The sequence below is a fragment of the Thermophilibacter sp. ET337 genome, assembly GCF_024733715.1.
GTDB lineage: Bacteria > Actinomycetota > Coriobacteriia > Coriobacteriales > Atopobiaceae > Thermophilibacter.
This window is the reverse complement of sequence record NZ_JANRHO010000004.1, coordinates 156,157-171,623: the sequence shown is the minus strand read 5'-3', so window position 1 is coordinate 171,623 and position 15,467 is coordinate 156,157. Positions and strand designations below refer to the sequence as shown.

Below are 15,467 nucleotides of genomic sequence, written 5' to 3'. Positions count from 1 at the left end.
GTAGGCTATCGCGGGCCGTTGCGAGTGGGGGAGGATCTGTGGTCGAGAAGAGCGAGCTTACCGTGGCAGACGCCGAGAAGGGCCAGGCGCCCGGGCATGACGCCGAGCGTCGCCGTCGCATCCGCCGCGGCATCGTGGCCACGCTCGTGGGCGGCACCTTCTGGGGCCTCAACGGGACCGTCTCCAAGTGGCTCATGGACGCCTATGCCATCGACCCCCTCTGGCTCGTCTGCCTGCGCGAGCTCACGGCCTGCTGGCTCTTCCTCGCTGCGGCCGCGGCGACGTCTCGCGGCCGCGAGCAGCTGCGGGGCGTGTGGAGAAGCCCGCGCGACCTGCTCGCCATCCTCGGCGTGAGCCTGGGCGCGATCCTCTTCTCGCAGGTGGCCTACCTCGAGGCCATCGACTGGACCAACTCGGCCACCGCCACGATCATGCAGAGCCTGGGCATGGTGCTCGTTCTCTGCTACGTGTGCGTCAAGATGCGCCGGGGCCCGCGCCGGCGCGAGGCGCTCGGCGTGGTGCTCGCGCTGGCGGGGACCTACCTCGTGGCAACGGGAGGCAATCCCGGGCAGCTCAACCTCCCGCCCCAGGGCCTGTTCTGGGGGCTCGCCTGCGCCGCCGCGGCGGCGTGCCTCTCGATCCTGCCCGCCGCGCCGATGGCGCGCTGGGGCAACTTCACGGTGAACGGCCTGGCGTTTCTGTGCTCGGGCGTCATCCTCTCGGCGATCTACCGGCCCTGGGAGCACATGCCGGCGCTCGACGGCGTGGCGGTGGCGGTGCTCGCCGCGTGCGTGGTGGTGGGGACCTTCGGCGCGTACGCCCTCTACCTGCAGGGCGTGAAGGACGCCGGGTCCATGCGCGCGAGCCTGCTCGGCACCATCGAGCCCGTCACGGCGACGATCGCCACCGTCGCCTGGCTGGGCACGTCCTTCTCGCCCGCAGAGATCGTGGGCTTTGCGCTGATCATCGCCATGGTGTACCTCACGGCGTAGGGCGCTCCCGCCGCCTTGCCCGGGACGCGCGGAGGTGCCCGGCCTTTGCGACGGGCGGCGCCCATTACGCACCGTCGCCGCCCCTCGAGACGAGGAGGCGGCGACGGGAGTCGTGCGTATGACAGGTCTTGCGCGAAACCGAGAGAGAGGCCGGTAACGCTAGATGCTCAGCATGTTGGCGAGGACGCTCGCGTACCAGGCGTCGGCGTTGGGCGGGCAGTACTTCTGCGCGCCGGCGTAGGTGAGCTGGCCGCCGTAGCCCGCGGCGAGGCCGGCGACGTGCGCCCAGATGGCCTCCTCCCAGCTGCTCCAGCTGGAGCTGCCCCAGCCCCAGGCGTTGTGGGGGAGGAAGCACACGCGGCCCGTCGAGCTCTCGACGGTGGAGATGGCGGGGGAGAGGCGCGGGTCGCAGCCGTACTCCCAGGCGGCCTCGGCGAAGGTCGTGCCCTGGCCGGCGAGCGGAGAGCCGGCGAGGTAGGCGTCGATGCGCGCGGACCACTCGGAGACGAAGGCGTCCTTGTCGCTGCCCGGCACCACGATGTCGGGATCGGGCAGGTCGGGGTCGGGCAGGTCGGGGACCTCGACCGTCGCGTCGTTGCCGGACTCGGTGGTGAAGGTCGGCGTCTGCTGCTCGCTTTGGGCCGCGAGCTCCGCGGCGCGCTGGGCGGCCTCGATGGCGGCCTTGCGGGCCGCCGCCTCGGCCGCAGCCTGTGCGGCGATCTTGGCCTTGAGCTGGTCGCGAGCCTCCTCGGCCTCGTCGCGGGCCTCGTCGGCGCGCTGCTTCTCGGCCTCGGCCTCGTCCATCTGGGCGTTGAGGCTCGCCTGGGTGAGAGCCAGCTCGTCGGTCAGCGAGACGAGCTCGCTCACGGCCTCGGAGTTGCGGGACTGGATCACGTCGAGGTACTGGATCGTGGAGACGAGCTCGTAGAAGTTGTCGGCGGAGAGGAGCAGCTCGACGAGGCTCCCGGAGCCCTGCTGCATCTTGTAGAGCGTGCGCAGCGAGTCGGTCGCGCGGTCCTGCGCCTCGGGGAGCTGGGCCTCGATGTCGTCGATGCGGTCCTGGTTGGCCTCGATCTGCGCGTCGAGCTCCTCGACGCGCGCGTCCGCCTGCTCGCAGGCCTGGTTGGCCTCCTGGACCGCCTGCTGGGCGCTCTGGAGCTCGGCGGCGGTGTCTGCCAGGGCCGTCATGGGCAGCGTGGGAACGGTCGCGAGCAGGCCGGCGAGGCCGACGGTCACGAGCGCTCGGGCGCGCCGCCCGCGCGATGTAGTCTCTGACGACAAGAACAAACCTCCACGTTCGCGGTCCCCCGAGGGGGCTGTCAAACATAGCAGCCTTTCCATTTTACGGTTTATGTGACCCAATCACCGTTTCTGCACGACTCGGGCCGGCGCGGCCGCACGAAAGGCGCCCCGCAGCGCGGGGGACGCTGCGGGGCGTGGGGGTCTTGCCGGGTGCGCTGCCCCGGCGTGAGGGGTCGCCGGGCGCTACTTGATGATGAGGGTGTCGCACTCCGTGTTTCGGGTGAGGAAGGTCGAGATGGAGCCCAGGATCGCGTACTTGATCGAGGACAGGCCGCGGGCGCCGCAGATCACGAGGTCCGGCTCGATCACGTCGAGCATCTCGTCCTTGAGGGTCTCGCGGATGCGCCCGGCGCGGACGATCACCTCGACCTTCTTGATGTCGGGGTTGGCCTCGGCGGCCTTGACCTTGGCGTCGATGGAGTCGCGGAAGGTCTTCTCGAGCGAGGGGATGATGTCGACGGGGAAGGTCCCGGCGGCCTCGAGCGCGGTCGAGTCGATGACGTAGCCAATGTAGAGCTCGGCGTTGTCGTTGGCGGCCATGACGATGGCGCGGTCGAGCACCTTGTCCTGCTGGTCGGACCCGTCCAGGGAGACGAAGATCTTGTCGTAGCCGAGGTCTTGATACGAGGTGGTGGTTTCGGCCATGGTGGCTCCCTTCTCGCGTCCCGCGGACGCTGACTCGCGGACTGGCTGAGATATTCCCCGAACGCCCGCGACCTTGCCGCTTCTCTCGCCAAACGGCATAGTTTTTCGGTGGGGGAGCACGCGGGCGGGCAAGGAGCGTCCCGCATGCGCGATGATGGGACGGTTTGTCGCGGGAAAGGAAGGCTGTGGATATCATCGAGCTCGTGAAGGCCGCCGTCTTTGGCCTCGTCGAGGGCATCACCGAGTGGCTGCCCATCTCTTCGACGGGCCACATGCTTCTGCTCAACCAGTTCCTCACCATGAACGTCTCTGAGGACTTTTGGAACATGTTCCTCGTGGTCATCCAGCTCGGCGCGATCCTCGCCGTGTGCGTGATCTTCTTCCGCCGGTTGAATCCCTTCTCGCCGAGCAAGGACAAGGCCGAGAAGCGCGACACCTGGCTGCTCTGGGCCAAGACCGTCATTGCCTGCCTGCCCGCCGCGGTCATCGGCATCCCGCTCGACGACTGGATGGAGGCCAACCTCGGCAGCCCCTTCGTGATCGCCGCGGCGCTGATCGTCTACGGCGTCGCGTTCATCGTCATCGAGACCGTTCGCGAGCGCCGCGCCGATCGCGCGCTGGCCGAGAAGGGCGCCCGGCCCGCCGCCCGGCACTTCTCCGCCGATGTCGCCCTCGAGCCCGCCTCTCGCTCGGAGCTCGCCGACGAGGACGCCCGCGTGCAGAGCCTCGAGGAGCTCGACTGGAAGACGGCCATCGGCATCGGGCTCTTCCAGGTGCTCTCCATCGTTCCGGGCACCTCGCGCTCCGGCTCCACGATCATCGGCGGTCTCATCCTCGGCTGCAGGCGCACCGTGGTGGCCGAGTTCACGTTTTTCCTCGCCATCCCCGTGATGGTGGGCGCGAGCGGCCTGCGCCTCGCGAAGTACCTGCTCGCCGGCAACGTCCCCACCACGATGGAGGCCGCGGTGCTCGGCGTGGGCTGCCTCGTGGCGTTTCTCGTCTCGCTCGGCGTCATCCGCTTCCTCATGGACTTCGTGAGGCGCCACGACTTCAAGCCCTTCGGCTGGTACCGCATCGCCCTCGGCGTCGCCGTCATCGCGTGGTTCGCGCTGCACTAGGGAGGTTCTCACGATGAGACTGCACACGTTCGCCGGTCGCGCCGCCTCCGCCCTTCTCGCCGCCGTCCTCTGCGCCGGCGCGCTGGCGCCGGCCCTTGCGCCGGCCGTCGCGCTCGCCGACGAGGTCGCGGCCGCCCCCAACGACCCCGTCTACTCCGCCGAGCAGCCGCCCGAGGTGTCCTCGCCCGCGGCGATCCTCGTCGAGGCCAACTACGGCACGGTCCTTCTCGACAAGAACGCCGACGAGCGCCGCGAGCCCGCCTCGACGACCAAGGTCATGACGGCGCTCGTGACGCTGGAGCACGTGGGCCTGGACGAGCTGGTGACCGTCGAGGAGGCCGACTTCGACGAGGTCACCCCCGAGAGCTCCGTCGCGGGGCTCGTGGTCGGGGAGACCCTCTCTGTGCGCGACCTGCTCGCGTGCCTGCTGCTGCCCTCCGGAAACGACGCGTCCTACGTGCTCGCCCGCTACGTGGGGGGCGGGGACTGGCACGCCTTCGTGGACCTGATGAACCAGAAGGCGACCGAGCTCGGTTGCACGGGGACGCACTTTGCCAACCCCTGCGGCCTGCCCGACGAAGATCACTACACCACCGCCCGCGACCTCGCGACCATCATGAAGGCGGCGATCGCCTACCCCGAGTTCTGCGAGATCGCGGGCTCCGCGACGTGGGACCTGCCCGCCACGAGCGGCAATCCCGCGCGCACGCTCGAGACCACCGACCAGCTCATCGACCCCGAGAGCCCCGTCTACGTGGGCGAGGGCGTCGTGACGGCGGGCAAGACCGGCTACACCGACAACGCCGGCCGCTGCCTGGTGGTAAGCGCCGATAGGGACGGGATGACCCTCGTGGGCGTCACGCTGGGCGCCTCCGGCGTGCCCGACGACCAGGGCGTCACCGAGAACTTCTACGACATGCGCTCGATGCTCGACTGGGGCTTCGGCGCCTGGCAGGCGGGCGCGCTCGTGAACCCGGGGGACGTGCTGGGCGTGGCGGACGTCATGCTCTCCGACGACGGCGAGACCGTCCAGGCGCTCTCCAGCGGCGGCTTCTCGGCCGTGGTCCCGCGCGGGACGACGTTTGCCGACCTCACCCTCACGCCCACGTGGGAGGGGACCGACCCCGAGACCGGGGCCTTCATGGCGCCCGTCGAGGAGGGCCAGCAGCTCGGCACCGTCGACGTGTCGCTGGACGGCCAGTGGATGGCGTCGTTTACCGTGTCCGCCGCGCAGGCCTTGGAGCTCTCCATCCCCGCCTACGTGATGTGGTGGCTCTCTGACCCGGTGCACGCCGCTATTGCGGTGGCCGCCGTGGTGGCGCTGTTCGTGGTGGTGGGGCTCGTGTCCTGGGCGGTTCGCCGGGGCAAAAGGGGTGACTCCCGCTATCAGATGGCGGTGGGCGAGCGTCCGCGCGTGAAGCCCGGCGCCGGCGGCCAGCGCTTCGACCTGCCCGAGAAGCCGCGCAAGGCGGGCAAGCACGCGGCGCCCGGCAAGCACGCGCGCCGGTAGGGGGAGCCATGACCCGCATCCTGTTCATCTGCCACGGAAACATCTGCCGCTCGACGATGGCGCAGTTCGTGATGGAGGAGCTCGTGCGCCGCGCGGGCCGCGTGGACGAGTTCGTGATCGACTCCGCGGCGACGAGCTCCGAGGAGCTCGGCAACCCGCCGCACTACGGCACCGTGTCCAAGCTGCGCGCGGAGGGCATCCCGGTGGGGCGCCACCGCGCCCGGCGCATGCGGCGCGAGGAGTACGACAGCTGGGACCACATCGTCTACATGGACGCCGAGAACGCCCGCGGCCTCGCACGCATCCTCGGCGGGGACCCGGACGGCAAGGTGAGCCGCCTGCTCGACTGGACCGCGCGCCCGTGCGACGTGGCGGACCCCTGGTACACGGGTGACTTCGACGCCACCTACCGCGACGTGCTCGCCGGCTGCGAGGCCCTGCTCGCGGCACTCTAGCTCGAGCGGGCGCGTGCCCCGCTTTGAGGGTTTGTACGGTTTTCCGCCTCGCCCGTTCTTCTCGGCATGTCTTTTACCTGCGGAAACGCTAATCTCTTAAGAGGGTGAAGTGTACATACCCTAAAATGCCAGTCGGGTGCGGCGAGGGCGGCGGTCGACGACGGAAGGGGGCCTCATGGGCGAGAAGAACGGCCTTCGAGCGCTGGCGCGCGCGTGCGCGGGCCTGGGCGCCGCCGTGGTCGTGGGCAGGCTGCTGCCGGCCGTGCTCGGCCCGCAGCGCGACCTTGGCTCCGAGGAGCTCGGTCCCTACCTGGGCGGAGGCGGGGACGTCCGCGTGCGCGACATGTCCCCGGGGCTCAGCGCCCACGAGGGCGAGGTCATCGAGTGGGACCGCGCCGAGGAGGCGGACCGCACCTGGCGCTGGCTGCACGCGCAGCCCGTGGGCGTCGAGGACGTGTGGGCGACCTCCGACGACGGCACGCGCCTCGCCGGTCATGTGCTCGCGTGTCGCCCGGACTCCCCGCGCTGGCTCGTCTTTGTCCACGGCTACCACGACAACTGGCGCGCCGGCCTCACCTACGCGCGGCGCTACGCTGAGGCTGGCTTCAACCTGCTCTTTGTTGACCTGCGCGCGCATGGCGCGAGCGGGGGCGACTGGGTCGGGTGCGGCTGGCTCGACCGGCGCGACCTCGTGGCCTGGGCCCGCTGGGTCGTGGGCCGGGCGGGGGAGGGCGCGCGCGTGACGCTCATGGGCATCTCGATGGGTGCGGCCTCCTGTCTCATGGCCACGGCCGAGCAGGACCTCCCGCCGCAGGTCCGCGCCTGCGTGGCGGACTCGGGCTACTCCGACTTCTGGCGCACGGCCGAAAACGTGGTGGAGACGGGCTCGCTCGGCACGCCGCCCGTCGCGGCGCACCCGCTGCTCGACGTCGCGCGGCGCCGCCTGATGCGCGCGCCAGGCGGCTACGACCTGCGTCTTGCCCGGCCGGTGGAGGCGCTCGCGCGCACGCGCGTGCCGGTGCTTCTGCTCCACGGCGAGCTCGACCGCGTGGTGCCCGTCGAGATGGCCCGCGAGCTCGCGGGCGCGGGCACCGGCCACGAGCTGCGGTGCTTCTCGGGTGCGGGGCACTGCTGCTCGGTCTTTGCGGACCCGGGCCGCTACTGGGGCGCCGTGCTGGGGTTCCTGGGTCGCTGGACGTAGGGGCGCGGCTGCGGCGGCGTGGCGCGCGGGCTGGGCTGGGCGCGGGGCGTCGCGGAAATCGCGGCCAGGGCGCGCGGCGGCAGCGGGGGAGCGCCTTGCGGCTGGGAGACGTTGCGGATATGCGACCCAGGGCGCGATTCGTCCGCGAGGCGTTGTCGGAATCCCAGCCGTGGCATTCGCCCGGTCCGGATGCCCTCCTCCCGGCGCGCCTCCGGGCACGTTTGACGTGCCCTGACCGCCAAAGCCGCAACGCAGACGAGAAGAACGCGCGTCCCCGGACGCCATGCGGGGCGCGCGATCGCGATATCGCGCCCCCGACCCCGTCTCCCTCGTGCCCTGACTCGCAAAGCCGCAACGGCCTCAGGCCCCTTTCGTGCCCCAGCTGTCAAACCCGCAACGCCCGGCGAACCAACGGTTTCCGCCAGCAAGAGTGATCATGGGGCCAGGCTCCCGGAGCTCTCCCGCGAGCCCTCCACAGGTAGGGGCTGCGGCATTTTTGCGCACAATACGGCAATTACACGGTGGCAGCCATATATTATCTGCCCACTGACGGACAGCTTACTTGACTCTTCTACCAGCAGAGTGATACGTATAGTCTACATATCCGTACTTCGCCACGGCGAAAAAACATGGTAGGGAGTATGTTCTCATGAGTAAGAGAGTTCCGCTTGCGAATGCCAAGACCAACGCGCAGCCGGCCGAGAAGCGCGGCGCGCGCCTCGTCGTCACCGCTGGGCTCGGCCTGGCGCTCGCACTGGGCGCCGCGCCGGTCGTTGCCCTGGCAGAGGGCGAGACGACGGCGCCTGCGGCCAGCACGGTCGAGAGCGCAGGCGAGACCGGCGAGCAGGGCACGACAGGTGTGACCGCGGGGTCGATCACGATCAAGGGCGAAGAGGGCGCAACTTTCGACACCATCGAGGACGCGGTCGAGGCTGCCGATGCCGGGGACACGATCGTCCTCGGCGAGGGGGAGTACACCCTGTCCGACAGGCTCGACAAGGTGGTGAACTTCGAGGGCGCGGGTGCCGGCACGACCATCGTCAAGGGCTCGATTTCCTATTATCAGGATGGCTTGGATACTGTTGACGGTGAGGGGCCAACTAGCATCTCAATCTCCGGTCTTACGGTTGCCTACGACTCCAGCGTTTACAACACCACCATGGGCATCCTCATGCCGAGCGCGGGCGTTGACTCCCTCACGGTAAGCAATGCCGAGATTAGGGGGTTCCAGTACGGCGTCGCCGTGAACTCCGATGCTGCGGGCTGCGAGGTGAGCGTCTCCGAGCTCGTGCTGACCGACACCTGGTGCGGCCTCTCCGTTGCGGAGCGCAACGACAACTCGATTAAGTCTGTTGGGATTTCCAATCCCGGCAACTCGATCTACGCCGTTCAGACCTGGGCCTTTGAGGGTGCGACGGATTCGAAGGGCTATTACTACTCGACGGCTGCCGACTACATGACAGATAAGGACAACAACTCCCTCGGCAGTGGCACAAGTGTGAAGGGCTCTGTTGCCGAGACCAGCAGGCCCGCTGCCGGTACTACCTCCCCCGTCGTTGCCACCGTTAACGGCCGCAACTACGACAACCTCCAGACCGCGCTCGACGCTGCCCCCGAAGGCGCTACCGTCCAGCTTACCTCCGAACCGTTCACGGTTAAGGAGGCGTCTAATAGTGGCGTCAAGAACGTCATCGTTAACAAGCCACTGACCATTCAGGGCGCCGAAGGTGGCTCTACCATCAATGGATCCCTTTGGGTCATGAATCAGATTAACGGCGATGTGAAGATTAGCGGCGTCGATTTCGAGTACATTGACGGTGCGGGCAATCAGGGCGTCTGCTTCAATGGCACTGCCAACTCTGTCACCATCGAGAACTGCTCTTTCGACGGCTTCCTCTACGCTGTCGGTAATGGTGGGTCAAAGGGCGATTTGCATGTCACCAATGCGACCATGACCAACGTGTGGTGCGGAGTGGGCCATCAGGAGAACGGGGGAGCCTTCATCTTCTCACTCTCCAACGATTCCGAGGTTATTTATGCGGTCCAGTCTTTTGGCGGCGGTAAGCTGGAAAACGGCTACTACCCCACGACTGAAGCGTACTATAAAGATAAGGCAACTGGTCAGCTCGGCCAGAACGCCATCGATGGTACTGCCGCCGAGAGCGAGCGGCCCAAGGTAGGCGATCCCATAAACGTCCTAGCCACGGTCGGGGACCGCAACTTTGACAATCTGCAGATGGCGGTCAACTGCGCGGCCGAGAGTCAGACAGCAGTCGAGCTCAAGGATGACGTCAACCTCCAGAAGGCCATCACCGTTCCCGCGGGCAAGGCTGTCGTGATTAACGGCAACAACAATGCCATCAACATCAAGGGCAACGGGGGGCAAGGCGCCTATACCGCCTTCACCAACCTCGACGGTTTCTCTGCCACGATGGAGGGCCTGAAGAGCGACACCTCGCTCACCGTGAACGACGTGCGGTTCAGCGGGCCCAATAAGGGCGATAAGTCCGGACACGCCGTCGTCGTCTCTGGCAATGTCTCCGGCGTCTCCGTGAATCTCACTGGCTGCACGTTCACCGACCTGTATGACGCCGTATACTGCAACTTCGTGAAGGAGGAGCTCGAGACTCCAAATGTCGTATCCATCACCGGCGCCACTTACAATAACGTTGCGCACGCTTACGGCGTCGATGACGCTGCGACCGGCGGCGCTCGCGTCGACGCGCACAGCTTCACGGTTGACGCTAATGCCCCTGAGCCTGAGACTTTCGCTGAGGCCTCGGTTGATGGCGTGGGATATACTGATCTCCAGGAAGCCATCAATACGGCCGGTGATAGCGGCACCGTGATGGTCGAGAAGGACGTCGAGCTCTCCAAGCAGCTTGAGCTTAACAAGGACGGCCTGACGCTTAACCTCAACGGCCACACTATTACCTCGGCTGAAGACTTTGTGAGTACCTATCCCAATGATTCGCACGTGGTAAACGTGACCGCGGACAATGTGACCATCGAGAACGGCACCATCAGGGCAACCGAAGACAACAAGCATGTCGTGAACGTTTTCGAGGCCGATGGAACCACGACGCTTCGGAACGTTGTCCTCGACCATACTGAAGGAAATGCTGGTGCTCCGCTCGTGGTCAACAACTCCGATGTCACGCTCAACGGTACCGTAGAGTTCGTGACTGGCAATAACTCTTGGTATGCCGTCAACGTCGATGACAAGGGCGGTGAGGCGAAGCTGACGCTTGCTGAGGGCGCTACGGCGAACTTCACTGGTGTGAAACCCGTGGGAATCCGCGTCAGCGGAACACAGGACAAGTCCGTCATCGAGTTCGAGCCCAACTCGAATGTGACCACGAACATTGACGGGTTCGTTGCCATCACCTTTGAGGGCAATGTCGAGGCCAGTGACACAAACGTCGTGGACCCCGGCAACGCCGGTCTCGTCCCGGGCGAGAACGGGACCTTCGTGCCCAAGCCCGAGCCCTCCGTCCCGAGCGTCCCCTCCACCCCCTCCGCGCCGACCTACGACGTCGAGGTCCCCGAGTCCGAGGGCGGGAAGGTCACCGTCTCCGACGCCTCCCCCGAGGAGGGCGACGAGGTCACCGTCACGGCGACGCCCGACGAGGGTCAGGAGGTCCGCTCCGTGACGGTCACCGACGCCGAGGGCGAGGCCGTCGAGGTCGAGCCCGGCGACGAGGCCAACACCTGGGTGTTCGAGATGCCGAAGGGCGACGTCACCGTCGAGGTGACCTTCGGATGCGACGGCGGCGAGCTCTGCCCGACGCACTCCTACGCCGACCTCGACCAGGCCGAGTGGTACCACGACGCCGTCGACTGGGCGGTGACCTCCGGCGCCATCCTGGGCTACGGCGACGGGACCTTCGGGCCCGGCAGGTCGCTCACCCGCGCCGAGATGGCGACGATCCTCTGCCGCCTGGCCGGCGAGCCCGAGGCAGACCTGTCCTCGCTCCCGTCCGACGTGCCCGCCTCCGAGTGGTACGCCAACGGCGTGGCCTGGGCTCTCGCCGAGGGCGTGTTCAACGGCAACGGCGACGGGTCCTTCGACCCGGCGGGCGCGATCACGCGCGAGCAGGCGGCGTGCGTGCTCTACAACCGCGCGCAGGTCGCCGGCGAGGACGTCTCCGCCCGCGCCGACCTCTCTGCCTTCGCCGACGCGGACGAGCTCTCCGGCTGGGCCGAGGAGGCCATGAGCTGGGCCGTCGCCGAGGGAGTCTTCAGCGGCGGGGCCGCCGGCCTCGAGCCCGGGCGCGCCCTGACCCGCTCCGAGGGCGCCGCGATCCTCTGGAACTGGGAGACGCGCGCCGAGTAGCGCGACCATATCGTCCTATGTCCTGGGCGCCCGGTCCCGCTCCCGCAAAGGGGTGGGGCCGGGCGCCCTTCTCGTTTTACTCTGAAGAGAGCGCCTCTGTGTGCCATCAAGTAATTGACGATACGTATTGTCTGTAGACCGGTTGTCTGCATTCACGGATATTGCCCAGATAAAGGGGTATCCATGAATGTGACGCATGTCTTCGCCGTGAACGTCCGGACGTATCGGAAGCGCCTGGGGCTCTCCCAAGAGGCGCTGGCCGAGAAGAGCCACCTGCATCGCACCTACATCAGCTCGCTCGAGCTCGAGAAGCGCAACATCTCCCTCAAGAACGTCCAGGCCATCTCCGAGGCGCTCGGCGTCGAGACCTACCGCCTCTTCCTCGATCCGACGGTTGAGTATGACGGGGAGGACAAACGCGAGCCCGCACGGGACGACTCCTAGCCCCGCCGCGTTCTTCTCGGCCGTGCTTTAAAAACTTCGACCGTCGCACGCCGTCAGCTCTCGGCGCTTACGAAAACCCGCCCGTAGTACGCCCGAGGTTCTTCTCGCTTAGAAAATCCCGCTCATCGCGCAGACGGCTGCCGCTCGCTTAACCATCGCCGCCCGTCGCACCCGCGCGCGCCGGAAAAGCTTACGAAACCGCGCGCATCGCAAGGGGGAGGGGAGAGAGCGCCCGTTCTGCAAAGGGCCTCGTGCGACAAGCGCAATTTCGTAAGCGCAATTACCGTTCGCCGCGCGATGGGCGCGATTTCGTAATCACTTCTCCTCACGCTGGCAAGGCGCCCGACAAGTGCCATTCTCCTTCGAGAGCACTATTTGCGCAGCTAGACGCCCATACAGATGCGTTGACGGGGGACAGGGGCCGGTCTGCCGACGCCGCGATAATAGTTGTTCACGCGAAATAGTTGCTACCGTTAACCGACGAATAGTTACCGCTGACAACTATCTGATTGTGCCGTTAATAGTTAATAACGACAATCAATTTCAGCGAGAGTTAAGCTTCGGCAAGCCAGCAAACGAAAGGAACCCCAAGATGAGATACCTGCTTCTCGTTAGCCACGGAACCTTTGCCCCGGGCCTGCACAGCGTGCTCGACATGCTGGTGGGGAAGCGCGACGATATCCTGAGCTGCAGCCTTCGTGACGGCGAGGGAGCCGACCAGTACGTGAGCGAGCTCGAGGAGGTCATCGCCCCCATCACCACGAGCGACCGCGTGATCGTCCTCGGCGACCTCATCGGCGGCTCGCCGCTCACCAACGCGCTCAACACGCTCGCCGCCCATGGGCTTCTCGCCCAGACGCGCGCCTTTGGCGGCGTGAACCTGCCCATGGCGCTCACGGCGGCCTTTGACCTCCAGACCGATGACGAGGACGCCCTCTGCGCCTCCATGGTCTCCGAGGGCCAGGCGGCCCTCTCCGAGATGGCCCTTGACCTCGGCGGCGAGGACGAGAGCGAGGACGAGGACCTCTAGCGGCGGATAAGGGCGGGCGTGCCCGCCATAAGGATAAGAACACGCGTAAGGAGAAGAACATGGCAGTTTCGTTTGTCCGCATCGACGATCGCATGATCCACGGCCAGACCGTCACCCGCTGGGCCCTCGAGTACCCCTGCGACGGCATCATCGCCGTCAACGACGCCGCGGCGTCCAACCCCGTCCTCAAGAGCGCCTACAAGAGCGCCGCTCCCGACAAGAAGACCTTCGTGTGGACGATGGAGCACTTCAAGGAGAAGGCCCAGACCGTCCGCGACTCCAAGACCCGCTACTTCCTCATCACCAAGAACCCCGTTGACATGGCGGAGATCCTCGTGAACTTTGGCTTTGTCCCCGACGACGTCAAGACGGTCATCGTGGGTCCGTGCAACGACCGTCCCGGCACCACCAAGATCGGCAACAACCAGTCGATCACCCAGGAGGAGGCCGAGGCTCTCGAGGCCATCTCCAAGAAGGGCTACACCGTGGACTTCCGCCTGATCCCCGACAAGGAGACCGGCACCTGGGACAAGTTCCGCGGCCAGTTCGGCTTCTAGCATAACGTGACAAAGGGACTGTCCCTTTGTCACGTTATGCGAGCTCGTTGCTTTCGCGGCGGCAACCCGGGAGGCCGCCGCTCCGGCAAGCAATCCGTCCCCACGGGGACACCACTCTAGGAAAGGTGGTACGTATGGTAATCAACGTGTTCCAGGCGGCGCTGCTGGGACTGTTCGCCTGCCTGGCGTCGATGCCCGGCCTCGGCGGCACGTCCATCGGCAACTACACGCTCGGGCGCCCGCTCGTCGCCGGCCTGATCGTCGGCCTCATCCTGGGCGACATGACCCTCGGCATCATCGTGGGCATGGCCATCCAGGTCGTCTACATCGCTCTCGTCACCCCCGGCGGCACCGTCTCCGCCGACGTCCGCGCAGCCTGCTACATCGGCATCCCGCTGGCCATGATGGCCGTCAAGGCCCAGGGCCTCGACCCCAACAGCGCCGACGCCGCCGCCCTCGCCACGACCCTGGGCGCCACCTGCGGCACCCTCGGCGCCATCCTCTTCTACGGCACCGCCACCATCAACCTCGCCTGGCAGGGCATGGGCTGGAAGTGGCTCGAGAAGGGTGACACCCACAAGCTCTACCTCGTGGACATGGTCCTGCCCTGGATCTCCCACATCGTCTGCTCCTTCATCCCCACGTTCGTCATCGTGTACTTTGGCCAGGACATGGTGAGCTTCATCATGAACAGCCTGCCCATGGACGGCCTGCCCATGAAGACGCTGTTCGCCCTCGGCTCCCTGCTTCCCTGCGTCGGTATCGCCATCCTGCTCAAGCAGGTCATCGCCAAGCCCACCGACTTCCTGACCTTCTTCTTCGGCTTCACGCTCGCCGCGGTCATGGGCTGCAACCTCATCGCCGCCTCCGCGATCGCCTGCTTCTTCGCGCTCATCAACTTCCAGATCTCCACGCTCAAGAACCGTCCCGTGGTGGCTGCCGCGTCCGGCGAGCTCACCGCAGCTGACGACGAGGAAGAGGAGGACATCTAATGGCTGACACCACCGCCGCCAAGGGAGGCAGGAAGGTCTCCAAGAAGGCCCTCGCCAAGTCCTTCCGCAACTGGTACTACGGCAACCTCACGTGCTTCTCGCAGGAGCACATGCAGACCTTCGGCTACCTGGTCTCCATGCTGCCGATCGTCGAGGACCTCTACGACAAGAAGGAGGACCAGCAGAAGGCCCTCACCACCTACTCCGCGTTCTTCAACACCGAGCCGCAGATCGGCTCCATGATCGTCGGCGTCACCGTGGGCCTCGAGGAGGCGCGCGCCAACGGCGAGGCCATCGACGACGAGACCATCAACGGCATCCGCGCCGGCCTCATGGGCCCGCTCGCCGGCATCGGCGACTCCCTGATCGTCGGCACGCTCATCCCGATCCTGCTCGGCATCGCGATGGGCCTCTCCGAGGGCGGCAGCCCGCTCGGCGCCATCTTCTACATCGTGGTGTGGAACCTGCTCGCCTACTTCGGCATGCGCCTCGCGTACTATCGCGGCTATGACCTCGGCGGCGCCGCGGTCGAGGCCCTCGTCGGCCCCAACGCCACTGCCCTGCGCGACGCCATCGTGATGGTCGGCACCATGGTCATCGGCGCCGTCTGCGCCACCTGGGTCTCCATCTCCACGTCGCTGCAGCTTCCCGGCGGCGGCACGCTCCAGGGCACGCTCGACGGCATCTACCCCAAGCTGCTTCCGCTCGGCTTCACCATCCTGTGCTGGTGGCTCATGACCAAGAAGAAGGTCAGCCCCATCGTCACGATGCTGATCCTGCTCGTCATCGCCTTCGTCGGCGCTGCCGTGGGCTTCTTCGGCGCCGCCACGATCGCTGCGCCGACCGCGTAAGCCCCGCTCGACGCACCGCACCTTTAGGTTCGCA

Annotated in this window: 13 protein-coding genes; 11 read left to right on the top strand and 2 right to left on the bottom strand. The window is 66.8% G+C overall.

Going from position 1 to position 15,467, the window contains the following annotated elements:
* Nucleotides 1-38 precede the first annotated feature (38 nt).
* Nucleotides 39-992 (top strand): DMT family transporter, encoded by a 954-nt coding sequence (locus NW198_RS05390; RefSeq protein ID WP_258340320.1) that lies wholly within the window; start codon nucleotides 39-41, stop codon nucleotides 990-992.
* Nucleotides 993-1,151: 159 nt separating this feature from the next.
* On the opposite strand, the gene NW198_RS05385 is transcribed toward NW198_RS05390, so the two are convergent.
* Both NW198_RS05385 and NW198_RS05380 read right to left on the bottom strand, forming a co-directional pair.
* Nucleotides 1,152-2,273 carry a hypothetical protein gene (locus NW198_RS05385; RefSeq protein ID WP_258340319.1) on the bottom strand — a complete coding sequence of 374 codons (1,122 nt, stop codon included), beginning with the start codon at nucleotides 2,271-2,273 and terminating at the stop codon, nucleotides 1,152-1,154.
* A 204-nt stretch (nucleotides 2,274-2,477) separates the two neighbouring features.
* Complete coding sequence (locus NW198_RS05380; protein WP_087315616.1) at nucleotides 2,478-2,939, bottom strand: universal stress protein; 462 nt, start codon at nucleotides 2,937-2,939, stop codon at nucleotides 2,478-2,480.
* 185 nt (nucleotides 2,940-3,124) lie between these two features.
* On the opposite strand from NW198_RS05380, the gene NW198_RS05375 reads away from it, so the two are divergent.
* The 10 genes from NW198_RS05375 (at nucleotide 3,125) to NW198_RS05330 (ending at nucleotide 15,433) form a co-directional block, all read left to right on the top strand.
* Nucleotides 3,125-4,057, top strand: coding sequence for an undecaprenyl-diphosphate phosphatase (locus NW198_RS05375; protein ID WP_258340318.1), 933 nt, complete (start codon nucleotides 3,125-3,127; stop codon nucleotides 4,055-4,057).
* Nucleotides 4,058-4,070: 13 nt separating this feature from the next.
* On the top strand, nucleotides 4,071-5,567 hold the full coding sequence (locus NW198_RS05370) for a D-alanyl-D-alanine carboxypeptidase family protein (protein WP_258340317.1): 1,497 nt from the start codon (nucleotides 4,071-4,073) through the stop codon (nucleotides 5,565-5,567).
* 8 nt (nucleotides 5,568-5,575) lie between these two features.
* A complete protein-coding gene (locus tag NW198_RS05365; protein WP_258340316.1) occupies nucleotides 5,576-6,022 on the top strand; it encodes a low molecular weight protein-tyrosine-phosphatase in 447 nt (148 codons plus the stop codon).
* A gap of 175 nt (nucleotides 6,023-6,197) precedes the next feature.
* On the top strand, nucleotides 6,198-7,223 hold the full coding sequence (locus NW198_RS05360; protein ID WP_258340315.1) for an alpha/beta hydrolase: 1,026 nt from the start codon (nucleotides 6,198-6,200) through the stop codon (nucleotides 7,221-7,223).
* A gap of 649 nt (nucleotides 7,224-7,872) precedes the next feature.
* A complete protein-coding gene (locus NW198_RS05355; RefSeq protein WP_258340314.1) occupies nucleotides 7,873-11,559 on the top strand; it encodes an S-layer homology domain-containing protein in 3,687 nt (1,228 codons plus the stop codon).
* A 183-nt stretch (nucleotides 11,560-11,742) separates the two neighbouring features.
* Nucleotides 11,743-12,003, top strand: a complete 261-nt coding sequence (locus tag NW198_RS05350) for a helix-turn-helix domain-containing protein (protein WP_258340313.1) — start codon at nucleotides 11,743-11,745, stop codon at nucleotides 12,001-12,003.
* Nucleotides 12,004-12,595: 592 nt separating this feature from the next.
* Entirely contained in the window at nucleotides 12,596-13,033 is a 438-nt protein-coding gene (locus tag NW198_RS05345; RefSeq protein WP_087315606.1) for a PTS sugar transporter subunit IIA, read from the top strand.
* Nucleotides 13,034-13,092: 59 nt separating this feature from the next.
* On the top strand, nucleotides 13,093-13,590 hold the full coding sequence (locus NW198_RS05340) for a PTS sugar transporter subunit IIB (protein WP_087315604.1): 498 nt from the start codon (nucleotides 13,093-13,095) through the stop codon (nucleotides 13,588-13,590).
* Nucleotides 13,591-13,724: 134 nt separating this feature from the next.
* Complete coding sequence (locus NW198_RS05335) at nucleotides 13,725-14,582, top strand: PTS sugar transporter subunit IIC (protein WP_087315602.1); 858 nt, start codon at nucleotides 13,725-13,727, stop codon at nucleotides 14,580-14,582.
* Nucleotides 14,582-15,433 carry a PTS system mannose/fructose/sorbose family transporter subunit IID gene (locus tag NW198_RS05330; RefSeq protein ID WP_087315600.1) on the top strand — a complete coding sequence of 284 codons (852 nt, stop codon included), beginning with the start codon at nucleotides 14,582-14,584 and terminating at the stop codon, nucleotides 15,431-15,433. The genes NW198_RS05335 and NW198_RS05330 overlap by 1 nt, the downstream gene beginning before the upstream one ends.
* Nucleotides 15,434-15,467: the final 34 nt, after the last annotated feature.

What these genes read in the sequence shown, in the direction of transcription:
- NW198_RS05380 (WP_087315616.1), bottom strand. Translation starts at nt 2,939, where the DNA reads ATGGCCGAAACCACCACCTCGTATCAAGACCTCGGCTACGACAAGATC.
- NW198_RS05370 (WP_258340317.1), top strand. Translation starts at nt 4,071, where the DNA reads ATGAGACTGCACACGTTCGCCGGTCGCGCCGCCTCCGCCCTTCTCGCC.
- NW198_RS05365 (WP_258340316.1), top strand. Translation starts at nt 5,576, where the DNA reads ATGACCCGCATCCTGTTCATCTGCCACGGAAACATCTGCCGCTCGACG.
- NW198_RS05360 (WP_258340315.1), top strand. Translation starts at nt 6,198, where the DNA reads ATGGGCGAGAAGAACGGCCTTCGAGCGCTGGCGCGCGCGTGCGCGGGC.
- NW198_RS05355 (WP_258340314.1), top strand. Translation starts at nt 7,873, where the DNA reads ATGAGTAAGAGAGTTCCGCTTGCGAATGCCAAGACCAACGCGCAGCCG.
- NW198_RS05350 (WP_258340313.1), top strand. Translation starts at nt 11,743, where the DNA reads ATGAATGTGACGCATGTCTTCGCCGTGAACGTCCGGACGTATCGGAAG.
- NW198_RS05345 (WP_087315606.1), top strand. Translation starts at nt 12,596, where the DNA reads ATGAGATACCTGCTTCTCGTTAGCCACGGAACCTTTGCCCCGGGCCTG.
- NW198_RS05340 (WP_087315604.1), top strand. Translation starts at nt 13,093, where the DNA reads ATGGCAGTTTCGTTTGTCCGCATCGACGATCGCATGATCCACGGCCAG.
- NW198_RS05335 (WP_087315602.1), top strand. Translation starts at nt 13,725, where the DNA reads ATGGTAATCAACGTGTTCCAGGCGGCGCTGCTGGGACTGTTCGCCTGC.
- NW198_RS05330 (WP_087315600.1), top strand. Translation starts at nt 14,582, where the DNA reads ATGGCTGACACCACCGCCGCCAAGGGAGGCAGGAAGGTCTCCAAGAAG.